General features: G+C 72.2%; 15 protein-coding genes and 1 pseudogene. All 16 read left to right on the top strand.

Annotated features, from left to right (window positions below; all coding sequences use genetic code 11):
* Positions 1-31 precede the first annotated feature (31 nt).
* A pseudogene (locus PS467_RS06075) lies at positions 32-427 on the top strand (hypothetical protein); the annotation flags it as partial.
* Complete coding sequence (locus tag PS467_RS06070; protein WP_311034344.1) at positions 420-1,181, top strand: hypothetical protein; 762 nt, start codon at positions 420-422, stop codon at positions 1,179-1,181. The pseudogene PS467_RS06075 and the gene PS467_RS06070, both read left to right, overlap by 8 nt.
* Before the next feature lies 1 nt (position 1,182).
* On the top strand, positions 1,183-2,037 hold the full coding sequence (locus PS467_RS06065; RefSeq protein ID WP_311034343.1) for a Pvc16 family protein: 855 nt from the start codon (positions 1,183-1,185) through the stop codon (positions 2,035-2,037).
* Between the two features lie 35 nt (positions 2,038-2,072).
* Positions 2,073-4,196, top strand: a complete 2,124-nt coding sequence (locus PS467_RS06060) for an ATP-binding protein (protein ID WP_311039770.1) — start codon at positions 2,073-2,075, stop codon at positions 4,194-4,196.
* Positions 4,187-4,480 carry a hypothetical protein gene (locus PS467_RS06055; protein ID WP_268970440.1) on the top strand — a complete coding sequence of 98 codons (294 nt, stop codon included), beginning with the start codon at positions 4,187-4,189 and terminating at the stop codon, positions 4,478-4,480. Before PS467_RS06060 ends, PS467_RS06055 begins: the two co-directional genes overlap by 10 nt.
* On the top strand, positions 4,477-11,055 hold the full coding sequence (locus PS467_RS06050; RefSeq protein WP_311034342.1) for an eCIS core domain-containing protein: 6,579 nt from the start codon (positions 4,477-4,479) through the stop codon (positions 11,053-11,055). The genes PS467_RS06055 and PS467_RS06050 overlap by 4 nt, the downstream gene beginning before the upstream one ends.
* A gap of 34 nt (positions 11,056-11,089) precedes the next feature.
* A complete protein-coding gene (locus PS467_RS06045; RefSeq protein ID WP_311034341.1) occupies positions 11,090-11,869 on the top strand; it encodes a hypothetical protein in 780 nt (259 codons plus the stop codon).
* Positions 11,866-12,573: a hypothetical protein gene (locus PS467_RS06040; RefSeq protein WP_311034340.1), complete on the top strand. Its 708-nt coding sequence runs from the start codon at positions 11,866-11,868 to the stop codon at positions 12,571-12,573. Before PS467_RS06045 ends, PS467_RS06040 begins: the two co-directional genes overlap by 4 nt.
* Before the next feature lie 3 nt (positions 12,574-12,576).
* Positions 12,577-12,951: a LysM peptidoglycan-binding domain-containing protein gene (locus tag PS467_RS06035; protein ID WP_311034339.1), complete on the top strand. Its 375-nt coding sequence runs from the start codon at positions 12,577-12,579 to the stop codon at positions 12,949-12,951.
* Positions 12,941-14,080: a hypothetical protein gene (locus PS467_RS06030; RefSeq protein ID WP_311034338.1), complete on the top strand. Its 1,140-nt coding sequence runs from the start codon at positions 12,941-12,943 to the stop codon at positions 14,078-14,080. Before PS467_RS06035 ends, PS467_RS06030 begins: the two co-directional genes overlap by 11 nt.
* A 24-nt stretch (positions 14,081-14,104) precedes the next feature.
* Complete coding sequence (locus tag PS467_RS06025) at positions 14,105-14,638, top strand: phage baseplate assembly protein V (RefSeq protein WP_311034337.1); 534 nt, start codon at positions 14,105-14,107, stop codon at positions 14,636-14,638.
* 51 nt (positions 14,639-14,689) lie between these two features.
* Positions 14,690-15,037: a hypothetical protein gene (locus tag PS467_RS06020; protein WP_311034336.1), complete on the top strand. Its 348-nt coding sequence runs from the start codon at positions 14,690-14,692 to the stop codon at positions 15,035-15,037.
* Positions 15,034-15,417, top strand: a complete 384-nt coding sequence (locus tag PS467_RS06015; protein WP_311034335.1) for a GPW/gp25 family protein — start codon at positions 15,034-15,036, stop codon at positions 15,415-15,417. Before PS467_RS06020 ends, PS467_RS06015 begins: the two co-directional genes overlap by 4 nt.
* On the top strand, positions 15,414-18,617 hold the full coding sequence (locus tag PS467_RS06010) for a putative baseplate assembly protein (protein WP_311034334.1): 3,204 nt from the start codon (positions 15,414-15,416) through the stop codon (positions 18,615-18,617). Before PS467_RS06015 ends, PS467_RS06010 begins: the two co-directional genes overlap by 4 nt.
* Positions 18,614-22,513 carry a putative baseplate assembly protein gene (locus PS467_RS06005; RefSeq protein ID WP_311034333.1) on the top strand — a complete coding sequence of 1,300 codons (3,900 nt, stop codon included), beginning with the start codon at positions 18,614-18,616 and terminating at the stop codon, positions 22,511-22,513. Before PS467_RS06010 ends, PS467_RS06005 begins: the two co-directional genes overlap by 4 nt.
* Positions 22,510-24,690 carry a hypothetical protein gene (locus tag PS467_RS06000; protein WP_311034332.1) on the top strand — a complete coding sequence of 727 codons (2,181 nt, stop codon included), beginning with the start codon at positions 22,510-22,512 and terminating at the stop codon, positions 24,688-24,690. The genes PS467_RS06005 and PS467_RS06000 overlap by 4 nt, the downstream gene beginning before the upstream one ends.
* The last annotated feature ends 56 nt before the right edge of the window (positions 24,691-24,746 follow it).

Below are 24,746 nucleotides of genomic sequence, written 5' to 3'. Positions count from 1 at the left end.
CGGAGATACGTCCGCCGACACCGCCGACACCGCCGAAACCACCGCCGCGGCCCGCGCCCGGCGGGCCCTGCTCGTCCGATGCGTGGTGTCCGTCCACCGCTCGGGGCGGCCGGTCCCCGCCGACCGCCTCGCCGTGGCGGTGGCCGGCCTGCCCGAAGCCGTACAGCGGCGGCTCGCGGAGGCCGCCGAACGTGCCGACCCGGCGGCCGATGTGACGCTCAACGTCACCTGTCCCGCATGCGGTGCGGCCACCCGGGCCGAGCTGGACATCGCCTCCTACCTGTGGGCCGAACTCGACCACTGGGCACGGGACCTGCTCCTCGACGTCCACCTGCTCGCCACCGCATACGGCTGGAGCGAGCCTCAGATCCTGGCGCTCAGCCCGCTGCGGCGCCGTTACTACCTGGAGCTGTGCGCAGATGGCTGACTACTTCGACCGGCTGCTCGCGCGGCACGCCCCCGCGCCGAGCCCCGGCCCCGGCCTCGGGGCCGAGCCGGTGGCGGGCGGCGCCGCCGACGGCCGCCCGGTGCGGGTCCGGCCGCGGCTGCCCGGTCCGTACGAGCGGATCGAGGCGCTGCGGGGCGAACCGCCGCTGCCGGAGGAGTCCGCACCTCCCCGGGTGGCCCCGCCGCCGGCGGCCGACCACCACCGGGAGGTGGTCCGGCACGAGCGCGAGGTCAGGACCGACCGGCAGACCGTCGTACGCGCCGATCCGGCACCGTACGAGGACATCGACCGGTACGCCGAAATCCCGGCTCCCGCACCGCTGTTGCTCCCCAGTACCCAGATCGCCGTCGGGCCGCACCCGGCCGCCCACGAGGCCCCGGCCACCCGGCGGGGCGCCCCGGCGTCCCCGGCTCCCGGCGCCGCACCGGCTGCCGCGGGGCCCGCGAGCGGCCCGCCGTCGGCGGGCGTGCTGTCCCCGGCCGCCGCCGTACCGCTGCCGCCCCGGGCGGCCGCCGCCGCCATGGGGCGGGAGACCGCACCGCTCCCCGCCGGGCGCCGCCGCGCCCGATCCGCGCAGCGCACGGTGCACGTCCAGATCGGGCGGCTGGAGGTCACCGCCGCCGCCCCGCCCGGCGCCGACCGCTCAGCTGCGGCCCGCCCCGGAGCGACGGGACGGCGCGCACCCGCGCTGAGCCTGGACGACTACCTGGCACGCGGCGAGAGGAGGGACTGACATGAGCAACGGACTCGCCTTCGCGACCGTCACCCAGGCCCTCGCGCTGCTCATCGCGAACAATCTGCGGCCCGAGATCGACATCGCGGTCACGGTGGACACCCACAGACCTCCGGCGGAGCCCCCCACCGAACCGACGATCAACATCTTCCTCTACCAGGTCACCCCGAACGCCTCCATGCGCGCCACCGACCTGCCCACCCGGGCCTCGGACGGCACGCTCCTCAAGCGGCCGGCCGCGGCGATGGACCTGCACTACCTGATCAGCGCCTACGGGGAGGAATCCGAACTGGTCGGGCAGCGCCTGATCGGCGCCGTGGTGCGCATCCTGCACGAAATACCGATGCTGCCGAAGGACGTGATCGAGGAGGCCGCCCGGCGCTCGTACCTGGCGGGCAGCGACCTGGCCGAGTCGGTGCAGCGGGTGCGCTTCACCCCGACGCAGATGGATGTGGACGAGACCTCGAAGCTCTGGGGGATGCTCTACCAGACCCCGTACGTCCTGTCGGTCTGCTACCAGGGCTCGCTGGTCCTGATCGAGGGCCGCGAACAGCCGGTCCCGGCGAAGCCGGTGGAACGGCACACGGTGCGCGCGGTGCCCTTCGGCGCACCGGGGGCGCCGGAGCCACCGGCTTCGCCGGGACCGCACGAGCCGTCTGCCGAGTCCGCCCCGGTGGAGGCGGAGGCAGAGGCGAAGACGGCACCGGAGACCGAGCCCCCGGCCCCGGCCAAGCCCACCAAGAAGCGCGCCGCGGCCGCGAAGACGGCGGCTGCCAAGACGGCCGCCGCGCCCACCCGTCCGCGCAAGACCACGGCCCGGCGCCGCGGCGGGCGCTCCGGGGACCCGGAGAGCTGAGGCGCCCGGTGGGGGAGAAGGGGGTGGACCACAGCATGGGTACGCGGGACCGCCGCGCATCGGCAGCCACCGATGCCGGCGCGGGCGCCAATACCGGCGCGGGCGCCAATACCGGCGCGGGCGGAGACTCCTTCGCGGCTGGGTCCATCGTGGCCGAGGACGGACAGGCCCTGGCGGCCGCCGTCCAGGCCGTACTGGCCCGGGTCGACGCCCACGCGCACCACGCCACCACCAACGGCCACCGACCAGGCGCCGCCGCGCACGGCGAGCGGGCACGCGGTGCGGCCGCGTCCGGCGAGAAGGCGGACCGAAAGGCGGACCAGAAGGCGGACCGGCAGGCGGACCGGCAGGCGATCCACGGCCCCGCCACCCTCGACGCGCTCGCCGCCTGCTTCGGTCTCAGCACCTTCGAGCGTCAGCTCGTCCTGCTCGCGGCGGCCGCCGAACTGGACCCCACCGCCGCCGCCAGGTGCGCCGCCGCGAGCGGCGACCCGGCCCGTACGCACCCCACCTTCTCGCTCGCCCTCGCCGCGCTCGACGAACCGCACTGGAGCGCGCTCACTCCCGTGTCCCCGCTCCGCCGCTGGCGGCTGATCGAGCTCGACGACAAGACCCGCCTCACCACCTCCCGGCTCCGGATCGACGAGCGCGTCCTGCACTTCCTGGCCGGATCGCCCTACCTCGACGCGCGTCTGCACGGCCTGCTGCGCCGCGCCCCCGTCCCACCGCCGCTGCCCGCCTCGTACGACCGGGCGGCGGACCGTGTGGCCGAGGGCTGGAACGAGTCCCGTCCGCAGGCCCCGCTGCGGGTCGAGCTCGTCGGCGGCGACCTGACCACCCGTACCGATATCGCCGCCACGGCCGCCCGCCGCACCGGGCTCGCCCTGTACGTCATGGCCTCGGAGGACGTTCCCTCCGACGCGGCCGAACGCGACCGCCTCGCCCGTCTCTGGCAGCGTGAGGCCGTCCTGCTGCCCGCCGCCCTCCTGCTGGAGGTCGGCGAGATGGACCGGGAACAGGCCGCCGCCACCGACGCGTTCATCGACGCGGCCGCCGTGCCCCTCGTCGTCTCCGGCCCGGACCCGCGCCGGACCGGCCGCGCGCGCGGCGAGCGCGTCACCGTGCCCCCGCTGGACGACACCGAACAACTCGCCCTCTGGGCCGACGCCTTCGCGGACATCCCCCAGATGCGGGAGACCCATCTCCGCTCCCTCGTGGCCCAGTTCCAGCTGCCGCCGCACGTCATCCGGTCCGCGGCCGCCGCCGTACGCCGTGACCTCCCGGACGCGGCCGACCCGGACCCCACCGCGCTCGCCTGGCGCGCCGGGCTCATCGAGGCGCGCATCGGCCTGGACGAGCTGGGCCGCCGTATCGAACCCGAGGCCGCCTGGGACGATCTGGTGCTCGCCGATCACCAGTCGCGGATCCTGCGCGAGATCGTCGCCCACGTACGGCAGCGCGCCACCGTGCACCAGGAGTGGGGATTCGCCGCGACACTGCGCCGTGGCCTGGGCGTCACCGCCCTCTTCGCGGGCGGCTCCGGCACCGGCAAGACCCTCGCCGCCGAGGTGCTGGCCAAGGAGCTGGGCCTGGACCTCTTCATCATCGACCTCTCCCAGGTGGTCAGCAAATACATCGGCGAGACCGAGAAGAACCTGCGCAAGGTCTTCGACGCCGCCGAGCGCGGGGGCGCGCTGCTGCTCTTCGACGAGGCGGACGCGCTGTTCGGCAAGCGCAGCGAGGTCAAGGACAGCCACGACCGGTACGCCAACCTGGAGGTCAGCTATCTGCTGATGCGCATGGAGGCGTACCGGGGCCTGGCCGTCCTCACCACCAACATGAAGAAGGCCCTCGACCCGGCCTTCATGCGCCGCATCCGTTTCGTCGTCGACTTCCCCTTCCCCGGCGCGGGCGAACGCGCCGAGATCTGGCGCCGGGTGCTGCCCGCCCAGGCGCCGATGAAGGACATCGACACCGAACGCCTCGCCCAACTCACCGTGGCCGGCGGCTCCATCCGCAATATCGCGCTCTCCGGCGCCTTCCTGGCCGCCGAGGAGGGCGACCGCCTCCAGATGCGCCACATGCTGGCGGCGGCGCGCACCGAGTACCAGAAGCTGGACCGTTCGCTCACACCCTCGGAGGTCCACGGATGGGTCTGAACGAGCAGCCGAGCGCGGTCCACGTGGACATCGGCGAGCTGGCGCTGTCCGGCTTCGACGCGCGCATCGACCCGGACCGGGTCCGGACCGCGTTCCAGACGGAGCTGACCCGCCTCGTACGGGAGCGCGGCGTACCGCTGACCGCGGACGGCGAGAGCCGGGAGTTCGAGGCGCTCGCCGGCCTCCCCCCGCTTCCCGCCACCACCTCCCCGGCCCGGCTGGGCGAGGCCCTGGCACGGGCCGTGCACGCGGGCCTGTCCGGAAGGGGGCGGAAGCGGACATGAGCGATTCCCCGTCCACCACAAGGGACGACCGCGCCTCCGCCCGGTCCGCCAAGCGCCGCAAGCGCAAGGAGCGGGCCGGTACGACCCGTACGCCCGAGCCCAAGGACATCGTCAGCGGCGCCGGGCACCCCTTGGACCCGAGCGTCCGTCGCGACCTCGAAGAACGGCTGGGCCACGACCTAGGCCAGGTCCGCCTGCACACCGACCGCGACGCGGGCCACCTCACCGAACTGCTGGGCGCGGACGCGGTGGCGGTCGGCCAGGACATCTTCTTCCGCGAGCACACCTACCGCCCCGGCACGACGGAGGGCAGGCGCCTCCTCGCCCACGAACTGCTCCACACCGTCCAGAACCCCCACGGCCTCGGCACCCTCCGCGCGGGCCGCGGCCTGGGCGCGGTGAGCCTGCCCCAGCAGGCCATCGAACGCGAGGCGGAGAGCGCGGCCCAGGAACTCGTACACGGCGGGCAAGGCGGCGGGCAACGTGGCGGGCAACCGGAAACGGACGTGGCACCGGAGGAGTCCGCGACCCCGGGCTGGCTCCGCTACGCCACGGTCGACGCCGACCGCAACCGCATGGAGAAGCTCGACCCGGCCACCCTGGTCGACCGCCTCGCCAACAGCGTCGTCCGCTCCCTGCGCGGCGATCCGGAGGACCGCTCCAAGCGCACCCGAATGCAGCTGGCGCGGATGCCGGACGAGGTGCAGGACGCGGTCCTCGACCGCCTCGAAACCAGGCTCCTCAGCGCGGAGCACGAGCGGGTGCTCGACTTCGTCGACGAGATCGAGGCGGACGACAACCTGGAGCCGGAACCCCTGGCGGCCCCGGCCGTCGAGCCGGACCCGGTCGAGGAGCTGCTGTTCGAGCGCGCGAACGAGCGCCGGACGGCGGAGGAGGACCGTGCGGAGGAGCGGCGGCCGGCACCGGCACCGGGCCCAGAGATGGACCAGCCCGCCGCGGAGGGCGCCCCCGGCAGTACGCCGCGCAACGGCGGGGACGCGTCGCGGAAGGAGGGCCAGGACGGGGGCGGGAACGAGGGCGAGAAGGGGGGTCAGGACGGGGGCGGGAACGGGGGCCAGAAGCCGGCCGCACCGTCCTCGCCCTCGGACCGGACGTCCGGGGATGGGCGACAGGACGGCGAGAAGCAGTCCGAGGGCTCCGGGAAGGCCGGGAGAGAGCAACAGGGGCAGGAAGAGCAGGAAGAGCAGGAACAGCAGGGCGTCGCGACACCGAGCAAGGAGGAGTCGGCGGCCAAGAACCGTCCGGGCGCGGTCGATGCGCTCGTGGCGGGCAGGCAGCCGAAGCAGGAGGACAAACGGGGGGCGGAGAAGCCCACAGGTTCGCCGGTGGCGTCCGGCAAGGACCCCCGGCCGTCCGGCGCGATCTCCACCCTCGACGGGGTACGCGCCCAGGACCTCGACGGCCCGGAGGAGCAGGCCGAGGAGGATCCGTTCGGCTCCGGCAGCGAGTCGGAGGTCGACGTCGGGGGCGAGGAGAAGAGCGCCTGGGACATCAAGCTCCAGCCCGAGGACTTCCTGCCCGCCCAGGACCTCGACGTCTCCGGCGTACCGACCGCGGACGAGCTCGACCCCTCCTCGTCCGCCGCCCCTCCGCTCCCGTCCTTCCCCGCCCCTCCGGTGACCAAGGCCGACAAGGTCCAGGCCGAGCGGGACGCCGAGGACGCCGAGGACGAGGCGGCGGAGGCCGAACCCGAGGAGGACGCCGCCGACGTGGCCACCGGAACCCCCGAGCCCTCGGCAGAGGCGGACCGCGGCGCTCCGGGAGGCGACGGGCTCGGCGGCCTCGGCGGTCTCGCCGTGGAGCAGGCCGCGGAGAGCCGCCCGGGACCGGCCGCGACGAGGGACCCGAAGAGCGGCGCCGACCCGAAGGACGGACCCGTCGTCGCCCAGATGACGGTGCAGGAGGCCGCGGGCAGGTCCGACGGCGGCAGCGAGACCGGGGAACAGGCCGCGAAGGAGGAGAAGGACACTCCCGCGGCGGGCGAGACATCCGGCGGTGCGCGGGAAAAGGCGTCCCAGCAGGCGGTGGGCGGTCAGGCGGCCGCGCAGGAGCCCACGGCCGAACGGGAACAGAAGAAGACGGCCGCGGCGCCGGCGGGCCGGAGCGAGCCGACCGCCGACTCCCCGTCCCCCTCACCCGCGCGGGACACCCAGGTCACGGGTGGGTCGAACGCGGATACGCCGGGCGGGGCGAGCAGCGGAGCGCGAAGCGAGCAGAGTTCGCCGGGGGAGCGTACGGGGACTCGGACCGAGGCTCCGGCAGCGGAGCCGACGCCGCCCACCACGGAACCCAAGAAGACCGCCGAACCCGCGGCGTCGGCCCCCGCCCCCGCGTCCGCACCGGCCCCGACCCCGGAGACCGAGAAGTCCACGTCGGCTCCGGCGGCGAAGGCACCCAGCGGTGCGGGCGGCGGCGGAGGCGGTGGGGGCGGTGGTGGCGGCAAGGCGTCCGCCCCGGCCCAGAGCAAGAAGAAGGATTCCGGACCGTCCCCGAACCTCTCCCAGGTGTCCCCGGAAGCGGGCCTGTCCACGGCCTCGAAGCTCAAGCCCCATGTGGCGCTTGAGGCCATGACCGGCGTGAGCGGCTCGGTGGACCGCACCGTCAGCGACGAACACAAGGCGCTCGCCGCCGCCCCGCCCTCGATGCGGCGCCCGGCAGGCGCCCCGCGGACCCTCCAGGGCAAGCCGAAGACCGACGCACCGGCCCAGTACTCGCAGGACCCGGCCCAGAAGTCCGAGGCCCCGGAGCAGGAAGAGGCCGAGGTCACGGGCGCCAAGGAGCCCGAGGGCCAGATCGAGGCGGAGAAGGCCGAGGAGCCGGGCGGCTGGGACACCTTCAAGATGGCGCTGGGCTTCATCGGCGGCAAGATCGTGAACGGGGTCGCGAGCCTTTTCGGCGCCGACAAACCCGTAGTGGACCCCCAGGCCCTGGCCGCGAAGTTCGCCGGGCTGCCGACCAAGGACGAAGCGCTCAAGCAGGCCCAGGCGGGCAACGCACCGGGCGTGCGGATGCGGGGCGCCGCCGACCAGACGGCCGGTGAGCAGGGCTCCGCCGTCGACACCAAGGGCCAGGAGACCGTCGCGACGGGCCGCGACGACGCCGGCCGGGGGATGGGCGAGGACCAGGTCTATCCCGACGCTCCCCAGGAACAGATGGCCGCGAAGGTCCCCGGACAGCAGGGCGGCGGGGGCGGCGGTGCGCCCCAGGGCGGCGCCACGACGGGGGCCGTACCGCCCGAGGCCGCGTCGGAAGTGGCCGAGCACGAACGCGGACCGCAGTTCCAGGCGGCATTCACCGACGGCCGGCAGCGCATGTCCGAAGGGCGGCAGACCAAGGACCGCGACTTCCGGGACGGCCAGCAGCAACACAAGCGACAGGTCGACGCCGAGATAGCCGCCAACACCAAGAGCCAGGCGAGCGAGCGCGAGAAGGCGATGACAGAGGTCACCGCCGAACGCGCGGACTGGCGCACGGAGCAGGACAAGGAGCTCCGGTCTCTCGGGGACAAGAAAACCGAACGGCACGACAAGATCCGCAAGGACGTCAAGGACAAGGAAGAGCAGACCGACAAGGACGTCGACAAGGAGAAGGACGACAGCGACAAGAAGATCCAGGACAAGGGCGACCAGGCCGAACGGGACGCCGAGAAGAAGCGCGACGACAGCGTCCAGGAGTCCGGCAACTGGGTCAGCAAGGCCTTCGACTGGATCAAGAACAAGGTCATCGAGATCAAGAACGCGATTGTCCGCGTCATCAGGGAGGCGCGTGACGCGGTCGTCGGCTTCATCAAGAACTTCAAGGAGACGGTCGAACGCTGGATCAACGACGCCCGCAAGGCGATCGCCGACGCGATCAAGAACTTCATCAACGACCTGATCGAGTTCGCCAAGGCGATGGTGCGGGCCGTCATCGACCTGGCCAAGCGCATCAGGAACGTCATCACGGGCCTGATCGAGGCGGCGATCGCCCTCGTCAACAAGCTCGCCACCATGCTCAAGCAGGCCATCACCGACCTGCTGAACGCCCTCGGCAAGCTGCTGAGCAGCATCCTCGACGTCCTCAAGAAGATGCTGCTCGACGTGGTGAAGGCCGTCGTGGACGCGGTCAAGGCAGTCCTGGACTTCGCCTCCAAACTGCTGGGCGCGCTCGGCGACTTCATGCTCATCGCGGTCGACTTCCTCTCCGACCCCGGCGGCTGGCTGAGCGGCGCCAAGAACTCGGCGGTGGACGGCGCGAAGAACCACCTGTTCAGGGAGGTCAAGTCCGCCGTCAAGGAGTGGTTCCAGTCCAAGATCGAGGAGATCATCGGCGTCCCGAAGGCCGTCCTGGACAAGCTGTTCAAGGGCGGCTTCACCCTGGAGCGGATCGTCAAGGAGACGTGGGACGCGATCGTCCCCCAACTCCCCCTCATCATCGGCGAGATCGTCATCACCAAGGTCGTCGCCAAGCTCATCCCGGGCGCCGGCTGGGTGATGGCCGTCATCGACGCCATCCGCACGGCCATCGGCGCGCTCGGCGCGATCCTGCGCGCGATGGGCGCGGTCCTCGACTGGCTGAAGCTCGTCCGCATGGGCGGCGCGGGAATCCTCTTCGCGAAGGCCGTCGCGGCGGGCATCGTGGCGCTCCTCGAACTGGCCTACGAGGCCCTGCTGTCCGGCATCGGCAAGTACGTCGCCAAGGTGGGCCGGCGCTTCAAGGCCATCGCCGCCAAGCTGGGCCAGGGCAAGGGCGGCAAGGACGGAGCCGGCGGCAGGGGCGGTACGGACGGGGAGGGCTCGGACCGACGGGGCGGCAAGCCGAAGCCCGACGAGAAGTCGCAAGAGCCGACCTCACCGAGGACGAGTACTCCCGCAACGCGCCCCACAACGACAACGACCACAAAGCCGAAGCCCACAACGCCGTCGCGCCCCCACCCCAAACCCACCAGGCCCGAAGCCCCCGGCAGCCCCAAGACCACACCCGCCGTCAAGACCCCGGCCCCCACAACCAAGGACAAGAACGGCAAGCCGAAGGACCCAACGGACGACAAGCCCGACACCCGCCCGACCCCGTCCCCGAAGCCCAAACCCAAGCCGGACCCCCCGGCCAAGCCGAAGCCCGAACCGGAGACGAGGCCCAAGCCGGACAAGGACGACAACGGCTCCCCGCCGAAGCGCGACGACCAGGACCTGGCCAAGTCCGAGGATCCGGGCCCGACCAAGTCCACAGAGGACAAGGACGGCCCCCGCAGGCCCAAGGGCGACAACGACGCTCCTCACAAGTCCAAGAAGCCCGGGGAGGATGACGGCAGGAGGCCCAAGCACGACAAGAACGAAGACAAGCCGGGTTCCCGGAAACCCAAACCCGATAAGGACGGTAAAGGGAGTAAGGGACCACGCGGGAAGGGGAATAAGGGGAATAAGGGGGACAAGGGCGAAAAGCGTGACGACCGGAAAGAAGAGGAGGAGTCGTCCAACTTCAAGGATGCGCAGTTGGCGCTGATCATCGCCAGGATTCGCCCGATCATCGAAGGTGAGCTCGAGCCTGGAGTGCACAAGGATACGCTGGACTCCCTGCTTTCCGTTCTGCGCCGCCGGTATCGCCTCACCCGGCTTTACGTGATGGGCGGCGAGAGATTTCAGGTGCGCGCCAGCCTCAACCCTGGCGGCACAGTGACGCGAGGCTACAAGCAGAGCGTGATGCGGTATCTCCAGAAATATCAACTACCGGATCCGGGGATCAGCCCGACGCCACAGAACTATGTGCGGCCGGCCATCACGACAGTGGCCGAGTACATAAATCCAGAGTATGGAAAGGAATACGGGAGGAAACCGTCGGGGCAGTACACCGAAGGCTGGGATTACCTGGTGAGGTATGACCTCCAGAACAATCCGCACCAATGGGATCGCATGCACCTGATCCCCCGGCAATTGGGAGGTCCCGCCAAGACATCCAACTTCGTTCCTGCCAGGAACGACATAAACGGACCCTTCTACGATAATTTCGAGAAGATACCGGCGAACATATTCGGTGAACCGTCGAAGTTGAATCCGCCACTTCCCGGGTGGTACGAGGTGAAGCTGAAGCGTTACGCGGGCAAAAGCCCTAGCCCCTATCCGCATGGCCCCGCGTACCCCAGGGGATTCCCCGAAAAGATCGATGCCGCGTGGGGCATGTACAAAAAGGAGCGAGGTTCGGGACGCAGCCGCTCGCATTGGAAAAAGCTACAGCCCGGATCGCGGAACGTGGCGGCGCTGCAGTTCCCACCTCCTCCGGTCCCGGTGCACAACTACGCCCCGCTCTCCTCGGTTCCGATCAATACGGCCACGCGTCCTGAAATCGAAGTCGCATTTGGATTCCGGGTGAATCTCTCCAGTAAGCGCTCCCAGCGGAAAGCGTTCATGGATGCCTTCATGCAGGAGCGGAGCAGGGTCGGGAAGTTCAACGACTTTCAGGAGATGAGAAACGCGATGCGGAAGTATTCCCTCCCGAGCGGGAGAGTGATAGCAGACCTTTCTGGACTCCTGGCCATGCTGAAACACCGGGAAAGGTACGGTTACTTCAGGTTCAACTAAGCGCGCTGTTCTGCGCCACTGAAAGGAACGGCCAATGTCGGAGCTGACCCCGAATGAACAGCGGCATCTGACGTCACTGGAGGAGATTGCGAACTGTCCGGTACTGGACGCCGACTGTGGAGACACCGACCGGCTGACCCCTCCCTTGGAGGCCCTCCCTCCGCTGGGCGCCTTCAACGAGAAATGGGCGGACCTGGTGCTGGATGAAGACATCAGGTCGTGCGGACTGCGCTTCATCGACTTCGGATGTCGATGGTCGACCCGAGCCGGGGAGGATGACGAGGATGATGACGTCGCTTACGACGACGAAGAAGAAGCGGCCGATAACGGCATCCTCCATACTCGTGAACTGCCGGAGATCAGTGGCGAGTTCTTCCTGCGCCCCTTCCACGACATACTGAGTCAGCCTGATGGCCCTGCCCGGGGAGCGGACACGGAGTTCCAACGCCAATTCCTGTCGGAACTACGCGTTATGGATCAGACGCCGCGTTCCGGAGCGGGCATGCTCACGTATATCCGGCTCAAGCCTGGCCTCGGTCCGCTTGAGGTCTGGTACAGCGACGTTGCGGATATTGGTGCCTCCCCCTACCCTCCCGGTTTCATCAAAATGGACATCACGTACCGGGAGTACTTGGACGCGATCTTGCTGACCAAGGGGACGTACGGGTGGCAGTATTTGTACACCGATATTTCGCTCGCCCGGGGATTCGGAGAGATCCGTGGATATCTTGAGGGCATGCTGGAGCTGTTTCCGGAGATCTTCCCTGACCATGACTACTCTCCCTTGGTCGAGCGCCTGGAGGCCCGCCTGTGACCACCTACGCCGACATCCCCAAGCCCATCCGCTCCGGCATCGTCCTCGTCGACCCCGAGCGCGGCACCCCCCAGCGCATCATCGTGCTGCAGTTCAACCCCGACACCCTGGAACGCTCGCTCTCACCCCAATCCGCCGGCGACCAAGCCGACAGCGGCGGGGGCGGCAGCGGAAGCGGGGACCGGAATGAGGCGCTCCGGCTCAAGGGGCCCGCCCAGGAGACGTGGAAGTTCACGGCGGAGATCGATGCGACCGATCAGTTCGAGGTGGCCGCGCCCGACGGGATACACCCGCAGCTCGCGACGCTCGAAATGCTCGTGCAGCCGACCACCGCGAAGTTACGGGAGGCCATGCGGCTCGCCAAGAAGGGGACCATCGAGATCACCCCGATCGAGATGCCGCTGACGCTCTTCACCTGGGGCAGCAAGCGCGTCATGCCGGTCCGCATCACGGAACTCTCCATCAACGAATCGGCATTCGACGTCAACCTCAATCCCATCCGGGCGTCCCTCAGCATCGGGCTGAAGGTGCTCACCGTCAGCGACCTCCCCGCCGGCCACCGTGGCGCCGAGCTCTACCTCGCGCACCTCGCGCAGAAGGAGCGGCTCGCGGCGGCGGCGCGTGGCGGGGCGCTCGGCGCGTTGGGGCTGAACAGCGGGGACATCGGGCTGAACAGCGGCGGCATCGGGCTGGGGAGGGTGTAGCGGATGGCAGAGCCACAGTCGTACGAGAGCGCGCTGGACGCGATACCCGGATCGCATCCCTACCCCCGCTCCAGCCGCTACCACGACGCCGAGATCGGGGTCCACACCCAACCCGACGGCACCCCCGTCCGGTACGTCAAGCGGCGGCTGTTGCCGCCCATCAGCGCGGACCCCGAGGACACCGCCACCCACACCGTCAGCAGTGGCGAACGCCCCGACCACCTCGGTCAGCGCTACTTCGGCGACCCCGCCGCCTGGTGGCGGATCGCCGACGCCAACCCCGTCCTCGACCCGCGCGAGCTGACCGCCGAGCCGGGCGAGGAGATAGCGATCCCGGGCGGGTTCCCGGGCGGAGGCGGTGGGCGCCATGGCCGATGAGCCCGTCGGGCAGGGGCCCATCCACCTGGAATTACGCATGGGGCCCCAGCTCACCCGCCCGGTGCCGGCCGAGGTCACCGAGGCGCTGCTGTCCGCGCAGATCACCACCACCGCGGGCGAACGCAGCGGCTTCCAGATGGCGTTCGACCTCACCAAGAAGGGGGCGATCGTCGACCGGCTGCTCCCGGAAGGGTTCTTCGACCCCCGCACCCGTGTGATCGTCACGGCCGTCGTCAAGGGAACGCCGATCGTCCTCCTCGACGGGCTCATCGTGCGCCACGAGGTGGGGGCCAGCAATCAGCCGGGGCAGACGACCCTCACCGTCACCGGCGAGGACCTCACCCTCCTCATGGACCTCGAGGAGCGCACCGACCGCTACCCCAACCTCTCACCCTGGCAGCGCGTCAGCCGCATCCTGGCCAAGTACACCGACTACGGCATCGAGGCCGACGTCGTCAAGGAGAAGATCCTCCAACCGCCCAACGCACAGCGCCGCGTGGACTACCAGACCGGCACCGACCTCCAGTACGTCACCGATCTCGCCCAGGCCAACGGCTATGTCTTCTACCTCATCCCCGGGCCCGTGCCCGGGGTCTCCACCGCCTACTGGGGACCCGAGAAGCGCATCGGCACACCCCAGCACGCCCTCACCGTCAACATGGACGTCAATTCCACCGTCGACCAGCTGACGTTCGCCTATGACGGGACCGCCCGGGAGGAGCCGCAGGCCCGGGTGCAGGACCCGGCCACCCGCACCGCCACCCTCCTCGCCCAGCCCGACATCAGTCCGCTCCGCCCGCCCCTGGGCAAACGGGCCACGCCCGCCCTCAAGCGTAAGACGCTCTCCGGCACCGCCAAGAAGGACCGGGCGCAGGCCGAGGCGGAGGCGCTCGCGCGCGCCGCCACGTCGGCCGACGCCATCTCCGGGTCCGGCTCGCTCGACGTCAGCCGGCACGGGTACCTCCTCCAGCCGCGTCAGCTCGTCGGCGTCCGGGGCACGGGGGTCACCTACGACGGGGAGTACTTCGTCAAATCCGTCACCCATAACCTCCGGCCCGGCTCGTTCCAGCAGAACTTCACGCTCACCCGCGAAGGGCTGATCGCCCGCAGCAACGTCGTCCGGCCGTAGGCCGCACAAGGATCAGGAGCCTCCATGGCGGCAACGCCCAACCAGCGCTTCCTCGGCAAATTCCGGGGCCGGGTGCGGGACAACCAGGACCCGCTCGGAATCGGCCGGATCACCGTCGAGGTGCCCGATGTCCTCGGCGACGAGCCGTCCACCTGGGCCATGCCCTGCTTCCCCTTCACCGGGGACCAGCAGCGGCCCGCCGGGAGTTACGTCGTGCCGTCCGTCGGGGCGGGCGTGTGGGTGGAGTTCGAGCAGGGGGACCCGAGCTTTCCCATCTGGACGGGGTGCTGGTTCGGCGTCAGGGACCAGCTGCCGGAGGACGCGCGTGGCGACCCGGCGACGTCCCACCCCGTGGTGATCCAGACGCCGGGAAAGCACAAGATCGTGATGTCCGACATTCCGGCCGAGGGCATTCTGCTGGAGGCGCCCGGCGGTGCGTCCATAAGGATCGACGCGACCGGGGTGCATATCGACAACGGCCAGGGGGCGTCCGTTTCCCTGGTCGGAACTCAGGTCGACCTCAACGAGGGCCGGCTCACCGTGCCCAAAAAGCGATGACCGAGCGATAACCGAGCGAGAAACAGCAGCGAACGGGGAGGGACCAGGGACGTGTCCGGGAATTCCGGGAATCTCGTCAGCCACACCGCCGTGATCAGTTGCCCGCACGGCGGACGCGTACGGCCGGTATCCGCGCCGTCGGCGTCCGGAGTACGGCTCGACGGGCAGCCCGTGCCGACCGCCGACGACGCCTTCACGGTCGTCGGCTGCCCGCACACCGTCGACCGCGTCCCGTCGCCGTGCACCACCGTCCGGTGGACTCCGGACCGCGACGGGGTGCTGATCGACGGCGTGCCCGTACTGCTCGACACCTCCTCGGCACAGTGCTTCAGCGCGGGGCTCGTGCCGCAGGGGCCACCCGTCGTCCCCACCGCGCGGCAGGGGGTGAGGTGCGGATGAGGACGCGCACCGTACGGACCGACATCGCCTTCCCGTTCCGGATCGACCGGCGCGGGCGGACCGCGCACGCCGACCACGACGACCACGTACGCGATCTGATCGAGCAGTTGCTCTTCACCAGTCCCGGCGAACGTGTCATGCGGCCCGACTTCGGGTGCGGGCTCCTCGACCTCGTCTTCACGCCCACCAGCCCCGAGCTGGCCTCCGCCGTCGAACTGTCCGTCCAGGCGTCGTTGCAGCGCTGGCTCGGCGAGCTGATCGAGGTGGCGTCCCTGGACGTGGTGAGCGAGGAGAACGTCGTACGCGTCCATCTGCGGTACGTGGTGCGCTCCACCGCCGGCCTGCGCGACGAGGTGTTCGAGGGGAGGGGCGCCGCATGAGCGACCCGGCCACCGCGTCGCGGCGCAGCCGCGTCAGGGCCGCCCACCTCCATGGCATCGACGCCGTCGAGGCCGGCGACAGCACCCAGCAGGGCACCACCCTCACCGTCACCTTCCTCGGCAAGGCCCCGCACGGCCTGTGCCCGGAGAACGTACGCGTCGACGGCGGCCGCCGGATCACCGGTATCGAGGTCCTGGAGATCTCCGTCGAGCGAGAGGAGGACCCCGAGCTCGACGACAAGCTGTACGTCACCGTGGACCGCGCCGGGGACACCTCCGCCTACCGGCTCTCCATCGTCGGCACCGACCCCTACGGGCGGCCCGGCACCGAGCCCTTCCCCGGCTTCGACCAGCGGTACTTCTCCGCCGAGTTCACCTTCCGGCCCGACTGCCCGACCCCCTTCGACTGCGGGACCGGTGAGCCCGGCCGCCCGCCCGCCGTCCGCCCCGCGCCCGCCCCCGTCATCGACTACACCGCCCGCGACTACGACACCCTCCGCCAGGTCGTCCTGGACCGGCTCCGCCTCACCACCCCCGACTGGACCGAACGCAACGCCGCCGATCTGGGCACCACCCTGGTCGAGCTGCTCGCCCACACCGCTGACCGGATCAGCTACCAGCAGGACGCGGTGGCCACCGAGGCGTACCTCGACACCGCCCGCCGCCGGGTGTCCGTACGCCGCCATGTGCGGCTCATCGACTATCCGATGCACGAGGGCTGCAACGCGCGCGCCTTCGTCACCGTGGAGACGGCCGCGCCCCTGACTCTGGGCCCCGGGGAGTACCGCTTCGCCGCCGTCGACGTCCGCGACCTCGGCCCGCTGGACCGGCCGGACATCGGGGCCGTGCTGGACGACCGGGAGCTGGCCGCGCTCGACGAACGCGGGTCGGTGGAGGTGTTCGAGCCCGTCGTCCCCGATGAACCCTTACGGCTGCGGCCGGAACACAACCGCGTCCGCCTGTGGACCTGGGGCGGCGAGGTGCGCTCGCTGCCGAGCGGCGCCACGTCCGCGACGTTGCGCGACGAGTGGACCGACGAGGAGTGCCGGACCCGCGCCCTCGACCTGCGCCCCGGCGATCTGCTGCTCTTCGAGGAGGTGCTGGGGCCGCGCTCCGGTACGTCCGGCGACGCGGACCCGTCCCACCGGCAGGCCGTGCGCCTCACCTCCGTCACCCCCGCCGTCGACCGGCTGGCCGAACAGCCCGTACTGGAGGTCACCTGGGCCTCGGACGACGCGCTCGCCTTCCCGCTGTGCCTGGCCACCAGGGGCGGTACGGACTGCGCGCCCGTCGAGGACGTGAGCGTGGCGCGCGGCAATGTGGTGCTCGTCGACCACGGCCGCTCGCTGACCTTCTGCCGCGGCACACCGGAGGTCCACACCGTGCCGCCCGTCCCGGCCGTCGTCGGCTCCTGCGCGCCTCCCGCGTTCGGGTGCTTCGAGAAGGACGCCGGGAACGCGCCCGCGCGGCTCATCGGCGCCCTGCTGGACACCACCCGCCACGGACGTCCGCTGACCGCCGACGAGGTACGGCGGCTGTTCACCACGGTCGGCCCGGAGGCGACCGGCCGGGCCGGGATCGGGCTGGAGTCGGCCGGGCAGCGGCGCGAGAAGGTGGTGCCCGGCACCGCGTACGCCCAGGCCGAGGCGCTGCGGACACTGCTCGCCCAGTCCGTCTACCCGGGCATCGTGCCGCGCTTCCGGCCCGTACTGCACCACGCGCCCGTCACCCAGGCCGTGCCCTTCCCCGACCCCCGCCACATCGCCGCCGGACAGGCCGAGCGCCTGGCCGCCGTCCCGGACCGGGTGCGGCGGCGGCTGACGGAGCTGTGGCGCGCTGCCCGCGACCGCGACGGGCTCTCCGACGGGGAGATCGCCGAGCTCACCGTCCTGTTCGGGCCGCGCGTCCTGGAGCGCCTCGAACTCGCCCGCCATCCCGTGCGCGGCCTGCGCGAGCTGCTGCACCGCTCCGACCGGCTGCTCCACGCCAAGCTGCGGCGCCTTGACGTCCTGACCGCCAGGGCCCGGTCGGGCACCGTCCTGGACGAGCGCATCGCCTGGGAGATCGCGCACAGTTGGGGCCGGGCGTACGCGGCCGGACTGCGCCCCGAGGACCCGGTGCTGCACGGGCCGGCCGCCGCGCTCGTCCAGGACCCACGGGCCGCGCTCCCCGCCGTACGCCTCACCGACGGGGACCACACCTGGACACCGCGCCGCGATCTGCTGAACTCCCGCCCCCGCGACCGGCACTTCGTCGGGGAGCCGGCGGACGACGGGCGGCTCACGCTGCGCTTCGGCGACGGACGGCACGGCGCCAGGCCCGAGCCGGGGGCGCGCCTCGCGGCCCACTACCGGGTGGGCGGCGGGACGGCGGGCAACGTGGGGGCCGAGGCCATCAACCACCTCGTGCTGTGCCGGGACCCGGACGCCGCCGATACCGGGCGGCCGATGCCCGTGGCCGGGGTGCGCAACCCGCTCCCCGCCGTCGGCGGCACCGAACCGGAACCGGTCGAGCAGGTCCGCCGGCTCGCCCCGCTGGACCTCAGGCGCACCCGGCAGCGGGCCGTCACCGCCGAGGACTACGCGGCGCTCGCGGCCCAGCTGCCCGGCGTCCGGCGCGCGGCGGCGGAGATCCGCTGGACCGGCAGCGTACGGGAGGCCCATGTCGCGGTCGACGCGCACGGGACCGGGGCACCGTCCCCCGCCCTCCTCGGCTCGGTCGCGCACGCCCTGGAGGGCTACCGCCGCATCGGACACGACCTGGTGGTCGGTCCGGCCCGCGCCGTGCCGCTGGACATCGCGATCGCGGTGTGCGCCGCGCCCGGACACCAGCACGGGCAGATCCTCGCCGAGCTGTACCGGGTGCTGGGCCGCCACCGGCTGCCCGGCGGGCGGCTCGGCTTCTTCCACCCCGACGCGCTGACCTTCGGCGAACCGGTGCGGCTCAGCCGGCTGGTGGCCGTCGCCGCGGCGGTGCCGGGGGTGCTGGGTGTCGAGGTCACCCGGTTGCGACGGCTGTGGCACGAGGGGCTGGAGGGGCCGAAGGAGCCCGATGACGGCACCTCGTACGAGACGACACACGGCGAGGCGCTGGAGGAGGGCATCCTGCGCATCGGTCCCCTGGAGATCGCCCAATGCGACAACGACCCCGACCGGCCCGAGAACGGCCGCCTGGTCATCGAGCTGAAGGGGGCCCGATGAGCGACCACCCCGACCACCTCGACCGCCCCGACCGCCCCACCACCTGCGGCTGTGGCTGCGGCGGCCACGACGAGCGCCGGGCGGCCCCCGGCGTCCCGCACAACCCGCCCGGCCGCACCGCCCTGGACTACCGCGTCGGCGAGTACGGCTCCTTCCTGGCCGCCATGCTCGACCGGCTCGCCTCGCCCGCCTACCCCGCGCTGCGCGGCCTGACCGTACGCACCCCGGACGACCCGGCCATCGGGCTGCTGGACGCCTGGGCGGTCCTGGCCGACCTGCTCACCTTCCACTCCGAGCGGATCGCCGACGAGGGCTATCTGCGCACCGCGCACGACCACCGCTCACTCGCCCTCCTGGGACGGCTGGTCGGGCATGTGCCACGGCCGGGCGTGGCCGCCGACACCCACCTCGCCTACACCCTGGACCGGGATCCGCGCGCCGAGGACGTCGTGGTGACGATTCCGCGCGGGGCCATCAGCCACAGCGTCCCGGCGGCCTCCGACGAGGAGTCACAGACTTATCAGACCAGTGAGGATCTGACGGCCCGCTGGGCCTGGAACGAACTGGCGGTGCGCCGCCGTTGCCCGGCCCTGATCGGCCCCGGCGACCTGGAGCGCCGGTCGGAACTGCTGGTGTCCGGGACCGCGCTCGGGCTGACCGCCGGCGACAAGCTGCTCTTCGTCTTCGACGGGACACCGGAGTCCGGGAGCGGCGGCCGGATGCTGCTGCCGGTCGCGCGGGTGACCGTCGACCGCGAGGAGGACGTGACGGCGATCGGACTGCCGCGGTCCGCCCCGCCCTCCCTGAAGGAGCTGGTGGACGAGGTACGCCGGTGGATCACCGACCCGGAGGCGGACGAGGACCCGGACGACCGGGGGGACGCCGAGCCCGTGCCGGACCACCCCGCGCCGCGCCCCGTCAGCCGTCTGATCGAGGAGTTCGACGCGCAGGTCCTGGCGCCGCTACGAGGCGATCTGGACGGGATCACCACGCCCGGCCAGCTCGTCCGGCGGCTCGCCGAACCCCATGACCGGTTGGCGGAGGCACAGGTGCTGGCCGCCCCGTACGCGGAGGTCGCCGCCTGGTTCGAGCGACTGGAAGCGGTGATCGGCGACCTGGGGGAGCGGGCCGGGGAGCTGGCCGCCGCCGGGCCCGCCGAGGTGCGGCCGAGGTCCCAGCTCGCCGAGGACCGGCCCACCGCCGAGCCCCTCTCGGCCACCGCCGCCGAGTCCGCGCACGGCCTCGCGGCCGCGACCGCGCTCGGCGCCGTGCTCCCCGCCCTGCGCACCCGCGTGGTACGGCCCCCGTCCGGCGCCCGCGCCACGGCGGCGCACGATCCGCGGCGGCTCTTCGGGCCGGGGTCCGACGTGGCCGCCGGGCTGCTGTCCACCCTCGATCCGCGGCTGGAGAGCGGGATGTACGCGGCGTGGCGCCGGGCCGCCCCGGCCGCCGCCGCACCGTCGAAGGCCACCGCTCCCGCGCTCCTGCGCGAGCTGCTCGCCCTGCGGGTGACGGCGGCGCCCTTCGGGGCGACGGCGCCGCTCAAGCCCGTGCAGGACGACCGGGGCCGGGTCATCCGGCAGACCGACTGGCCGCTGACCGGAGGTGAGCTGACCGCGGTGCGGATCGTCTACGACACAGCGGGCAAGGTGCCGGTGAAGGCGGAGTTCCAGCACATCGAGACCGGGACGTCGTGGCAGCGCACCGAGAACCTGCCGCAGAGCGCCGAGTTCGACCTCGGCCCCGGAAAGGTCCGACTGTCCACCCGCACCGGCCAGGACCACGACCTGGGCTGGCTCAGGAGCCGCCCCACCGACTCCCAGGAGCCCGGGGTCACCGCCACGCTGCTGCCCGGTCTGCCCGCGCTCACCCTGTTCGTGTCCCGGCCCGCCGAGGACGGGCGGGTGCACGTGGTCGTGGACGGTGGCGAGCAGCGGCAGTGGATGCTGAGCCGGGGCGAAGCACCGAAACAGATCACCTACGGAAGCCACGAACTGACGCTGCGGTACACCTCCGGCAGCGAGCCCGCCGCCGTCGAGATCGGCATCGCGACCGTGCCCGAGCCCGCCAACCGCTATGTCCTGCCGCTGGATTCGGTCCAGGACTCCATCACGGTCGGCAGCTGGGTGGCCATCGAGCGCCCCCGCAAGGGCTCCGGCGAGCCGGACGGCATCCCCGGCGACCGCGAGCTCGCCCTCGTCACCACCCGCGTCACCGCCGTACGCACCGCCGCGTACACCAACTACGGCATCACCGGCCGGGGCACCCAGCTGACGCTCGCCGACCCCTGGCTCGACGAACACGACGTGGTGCTCTCCGCCATCCGCGACACCACCGTGCACGCGGGCGCGGAGCCGCTGCGCCCGGCGGACGAGCCGCTGGGCGAGGATGTGCACGGCAACGAGATCGAACTCGCCGAGCTGTACGACGGGCTGCGGCCCGGCCGCCGGATCGTCGTCTCCGGTGAGCGCACCGACATCCGGGCGAGCGGTGTCCGGGGCACCGAACTCGCGGTGATCGCCGCCGTGGACCAGCGGGTCGACCCGGAACTCCCCGGCGACCACGTCCACACCACCCTCACCCTCACCGCCGACCTGGCCCACCGCTACCGGCGGGAGACGGTCCGCGTCCAGGGCAACGTCGTGCCCGCCACCCACGGCGAGAGCCGCGACGAGCCCATCGGCAGCGGTGACCCGGCCCTGGCCCACCAGAGCTTCACGCTGTGGCAGTCGCCGCTGACCTGGCTCCCCGCCGACAACCCGCTGGGTGCCGTCCCCGCCCTGGAGGTGCGGGTCGACGGGCTGCTCTGGCACCGGGTGGACAGCCTGGCCGGCCGCGGCCCGCGGGAGCGCGTGTACGTCACCGGCACCACCGGGGACGGACGGACCACGGTGACCTTCGGCGACGGGGTGCACGGTGCGCGGCTGCCCAGCGGCCACGAGAACGTCCGGGCCCGCTACCGCTTCGGCACCGGAGCGGCCGCCAACGTCCCCGCGGACCGCATCACCCAGGCCCTGACCCGGCCCCTCGGTGTCACCGCCGTCACCAACCCGCAGCCCGCCACCGGTGGCGCGGACGGCGACGGCCCCGGGATGACCCGCCGCACCATCCCGCTCGCGGTCTCCGCGCTGGACCGGCTGGTGTCCCTCCAGGACTACGAGGACTTCGCCCGGTCCCGCGCGGGCATCGGCCGCGCCGCCGCCCGTGAACTCTTCGACGGGCGGCGCACGGTGCTCCATGTGACGGTGGCCGGTGTGGACGACGCGCCGATCGGCGAGGACGCGGAGGTGCTGCGCGCCCTGCGCTCCGCACTGGCCGCCTACGGCGACGCCCGGCTGCCGGTCCGGGTGCAGGTGCGCGAGCTGGTGCTGCTGGTGCTGGTGGCGCGGGTGAAAGTGGCGCCGGACCACGCCTGGGAGCTGGTCGAACCCCGCCTGCGCCAGGCACTCCTGCGCGAACTGGGCTATCCGGGCCGGGAGCTGGGGCAGCCGGCGGTGCTCTCCGAGGTGCTCGCCACCGCCCACTCGGTGCCCGGTGTGGACTACGTGGACGTGGACGTCTTCACCGGTGTCCCGGCCTCCAGCACCCCGCGGCAACTGGCCGAGGCGGCCGCCCGGCTCACCGAGCCCAGCGCCGTGGTTCCCGCCCGGTCCGCCGAGTACGCCGAGGACACCTACCGGGTCACCGCGCCGGACGGCGAGACGCTCACCGACATCGCCGGGCGCCACGGCATCCCGCTCGCCGAACTGCTGCGCCTCAACCCCGACATCACCGACACCCGCCGGCTTCCCCGGGGCCGCTCGGTGTCCGTCTTCCGCGGCATCCGCCCGGCGCGGCTCGCGCTGTTCTCACCGGACGTCCCGGACACGCTGATCCTTACGGAGGTCACCTCATGAGCAGGGAGCCGGACGGGCTGGCGGAACTGCTTCCGCAGTGGCACCGCCTCAGGGACGAGGAGGCGGGCGAGCCCCTGCGCGCCCTGCTCGCCGTACTCGCCGAACAGGTGGACCGGGTACGCGAGGGGGTCGAGCAAAGTTACGACGACTGGTTCGTGGAGACCGCCGCCGCATGGGTGCTGCCCTACCTGGGCGATCTGGTCGGCTACCGCCCGCTGCCCGGCTACGAGCGGGTCCTGGTCACCGGACTGCGCCACGGCCGGCCGCCGGACGCGTCCCGGCCACGGCTGCTGGCCGAGGCGCTGGCACCGCGCCGGGACGTCGCCGCCACCGTCGCCAACCGGCGGCGCAAGGGCACGCTCGCGCTGCTGGAGGAGCTGTCCGTGTCGGTGGCCGGATGGCCCGCCCGCGCCGTGGAGTTCTCCCGGCTCACCGCACACCACCAGCCGGTCAGGCTGTACGGGGGGACGGGCGGCGCGGCGGCCGACCTCCGCAGGCTCTCCCGCGGCCGGCTCGCCGATCTGCGGGACGGGGCGGCGCTGGACCTGGCGGGCGGGCCGTTCGGGACGGTGGCGCGCTCGGTGGACGTACGGCGCGCGGGCTCCCGGCGCGGGCAGGGCGGTCATACCCCGGCCGGGGTCGGGCTGTTCGTGTGGCGGCTCAAGCCGTACCGCGTGCGGCACGCGCCCGCGTACTGCGTGGACCGGGCCCGCAACCTCTACACGTTCTCCATCCTCGGCAACGACACCCCGCTGGTGACCCGCCCCGAACCCGAGCCGTCGGCCGCCCACATCGCCACCATGGACAACGTGCCCGCCGCCATCCGCCGCAGGCAGCTCGCGGACCGGTTGCTCGACTACTACGGGCCCGGTAAGAGCTTTTCCATCCGGCGGGACGGCCACGACGAGCCCGTGCCGCCGTCGGACATCGTGGTGGCCGATCTGACGGACTGGCGCTACCGGGCGGGGCGCGGTCAGGTGGTCGTCGACCCCGAGCTCGGCCGGATCGCCTTCGGCTCGCGCACGGCACCGCGCCACGGCGTATGGGTCACCTACCACTACGCGTACCCCGACGACATGGGCGGCGGGGAGTACGACCGGGACGACCGCGAGACCGCCCCGGACGCGGCGGTCTACCGGGTCGGGCCGGGCCGCGCCCACCAGCGGATCATGGACGCGTACCGGCAGTGGCGGCACGACCGGCGGGGCGGGCGATGCGGCCCCGAGGGCATCATCGAGATCACCCACAGCGGCGCCTACCAGGAGCAGCTGGACTTCGACCTGGACCCCGGCGACCGGCTCGAACTGCGCGCCGCCGAGGGGACCCGGCCGGTGATCCGGCTGCTGGACTGGTACAGCAACCGCCCCGACGCGCTCAACATCCGGGCGCGGGAGGACGGCGGGCACACCGGTGGCGCGGCGCCGCGCATCGTGCTGGACGGGCTGCTGATCGCGGGGCGCGGCCTCAACGTCACCGGGCCGGTCGGCACCCTGGTGCTGCGCCACTGCACACTCGTCCCCGGCTGGTCCCTGGAGCCGGAGTGCGCGCCGCGCTCGCCCGACGAGCCCAGCCTGGTCCTGGAGCGCACCACCGCCTGCGTCCAGATCGAGCACAGCGTCCTCGGCACCATCGAGGTCATCGGCGAGGAGGTGCACACCGACCCGCTCGCCCTGCACATCCGCGACTCCATCCTGGACGCCACCGGGCACGACCGCCCGGCGCTGGCCGCCCCGGACTGCCGCCACGCCCACGCCGTACTGCACGCCCACCGCACCACCGTCATCGGCGAAGTGCACACCCACGCCGTCGAGATCGGCGAGAACAGCCTCTTCACCGGGCGGATGCACGTGGCGCGGCGCGGGATCGGGTGTCTGCGGTTCAGCTATGTGCCGCCGGGCTCGCGCACTCCGCGCCGCTACCGCTGCCAGCCGGACCTGGTGGGGGCCGAGGAGGCGGGGCGGGTGCGGCCGCGGTTCAGCGGCGAGCGGTACGGGACGCCGGTGTACGGGCAGCTGGCGGCCGGATGCGCGGAGGAGATCCGCCGGGGCGCCGAGGACGGCGCCGAGATGGGCGCCTTCCACGACCTGTACCAGCCGCAGCGCGAGGACAGCCTGCGGGCACGGCTCGCGGAGTACACACCGGCCGGTACGGACGCCGGAGTCATCGCCGTGACCTGAGCCGACCTGACACCGCCGAACCCGGCCCACTCGCCTGAGCCCGCGCCCGCCAGACT

It is taken from the genome of Streptomyces luomodiensis (assembly GCF_031679605.1).
Taxonomy (GTDB): Bacteria; Actinomycetota; Actinomycetes; order Streptomycetales; family Streptomycetaceae; genus Streptomyces; species Streptomyces luomodiensis.
This window is presented reverse-complemented; position numbering and strand designations above follow the sequence as displayed.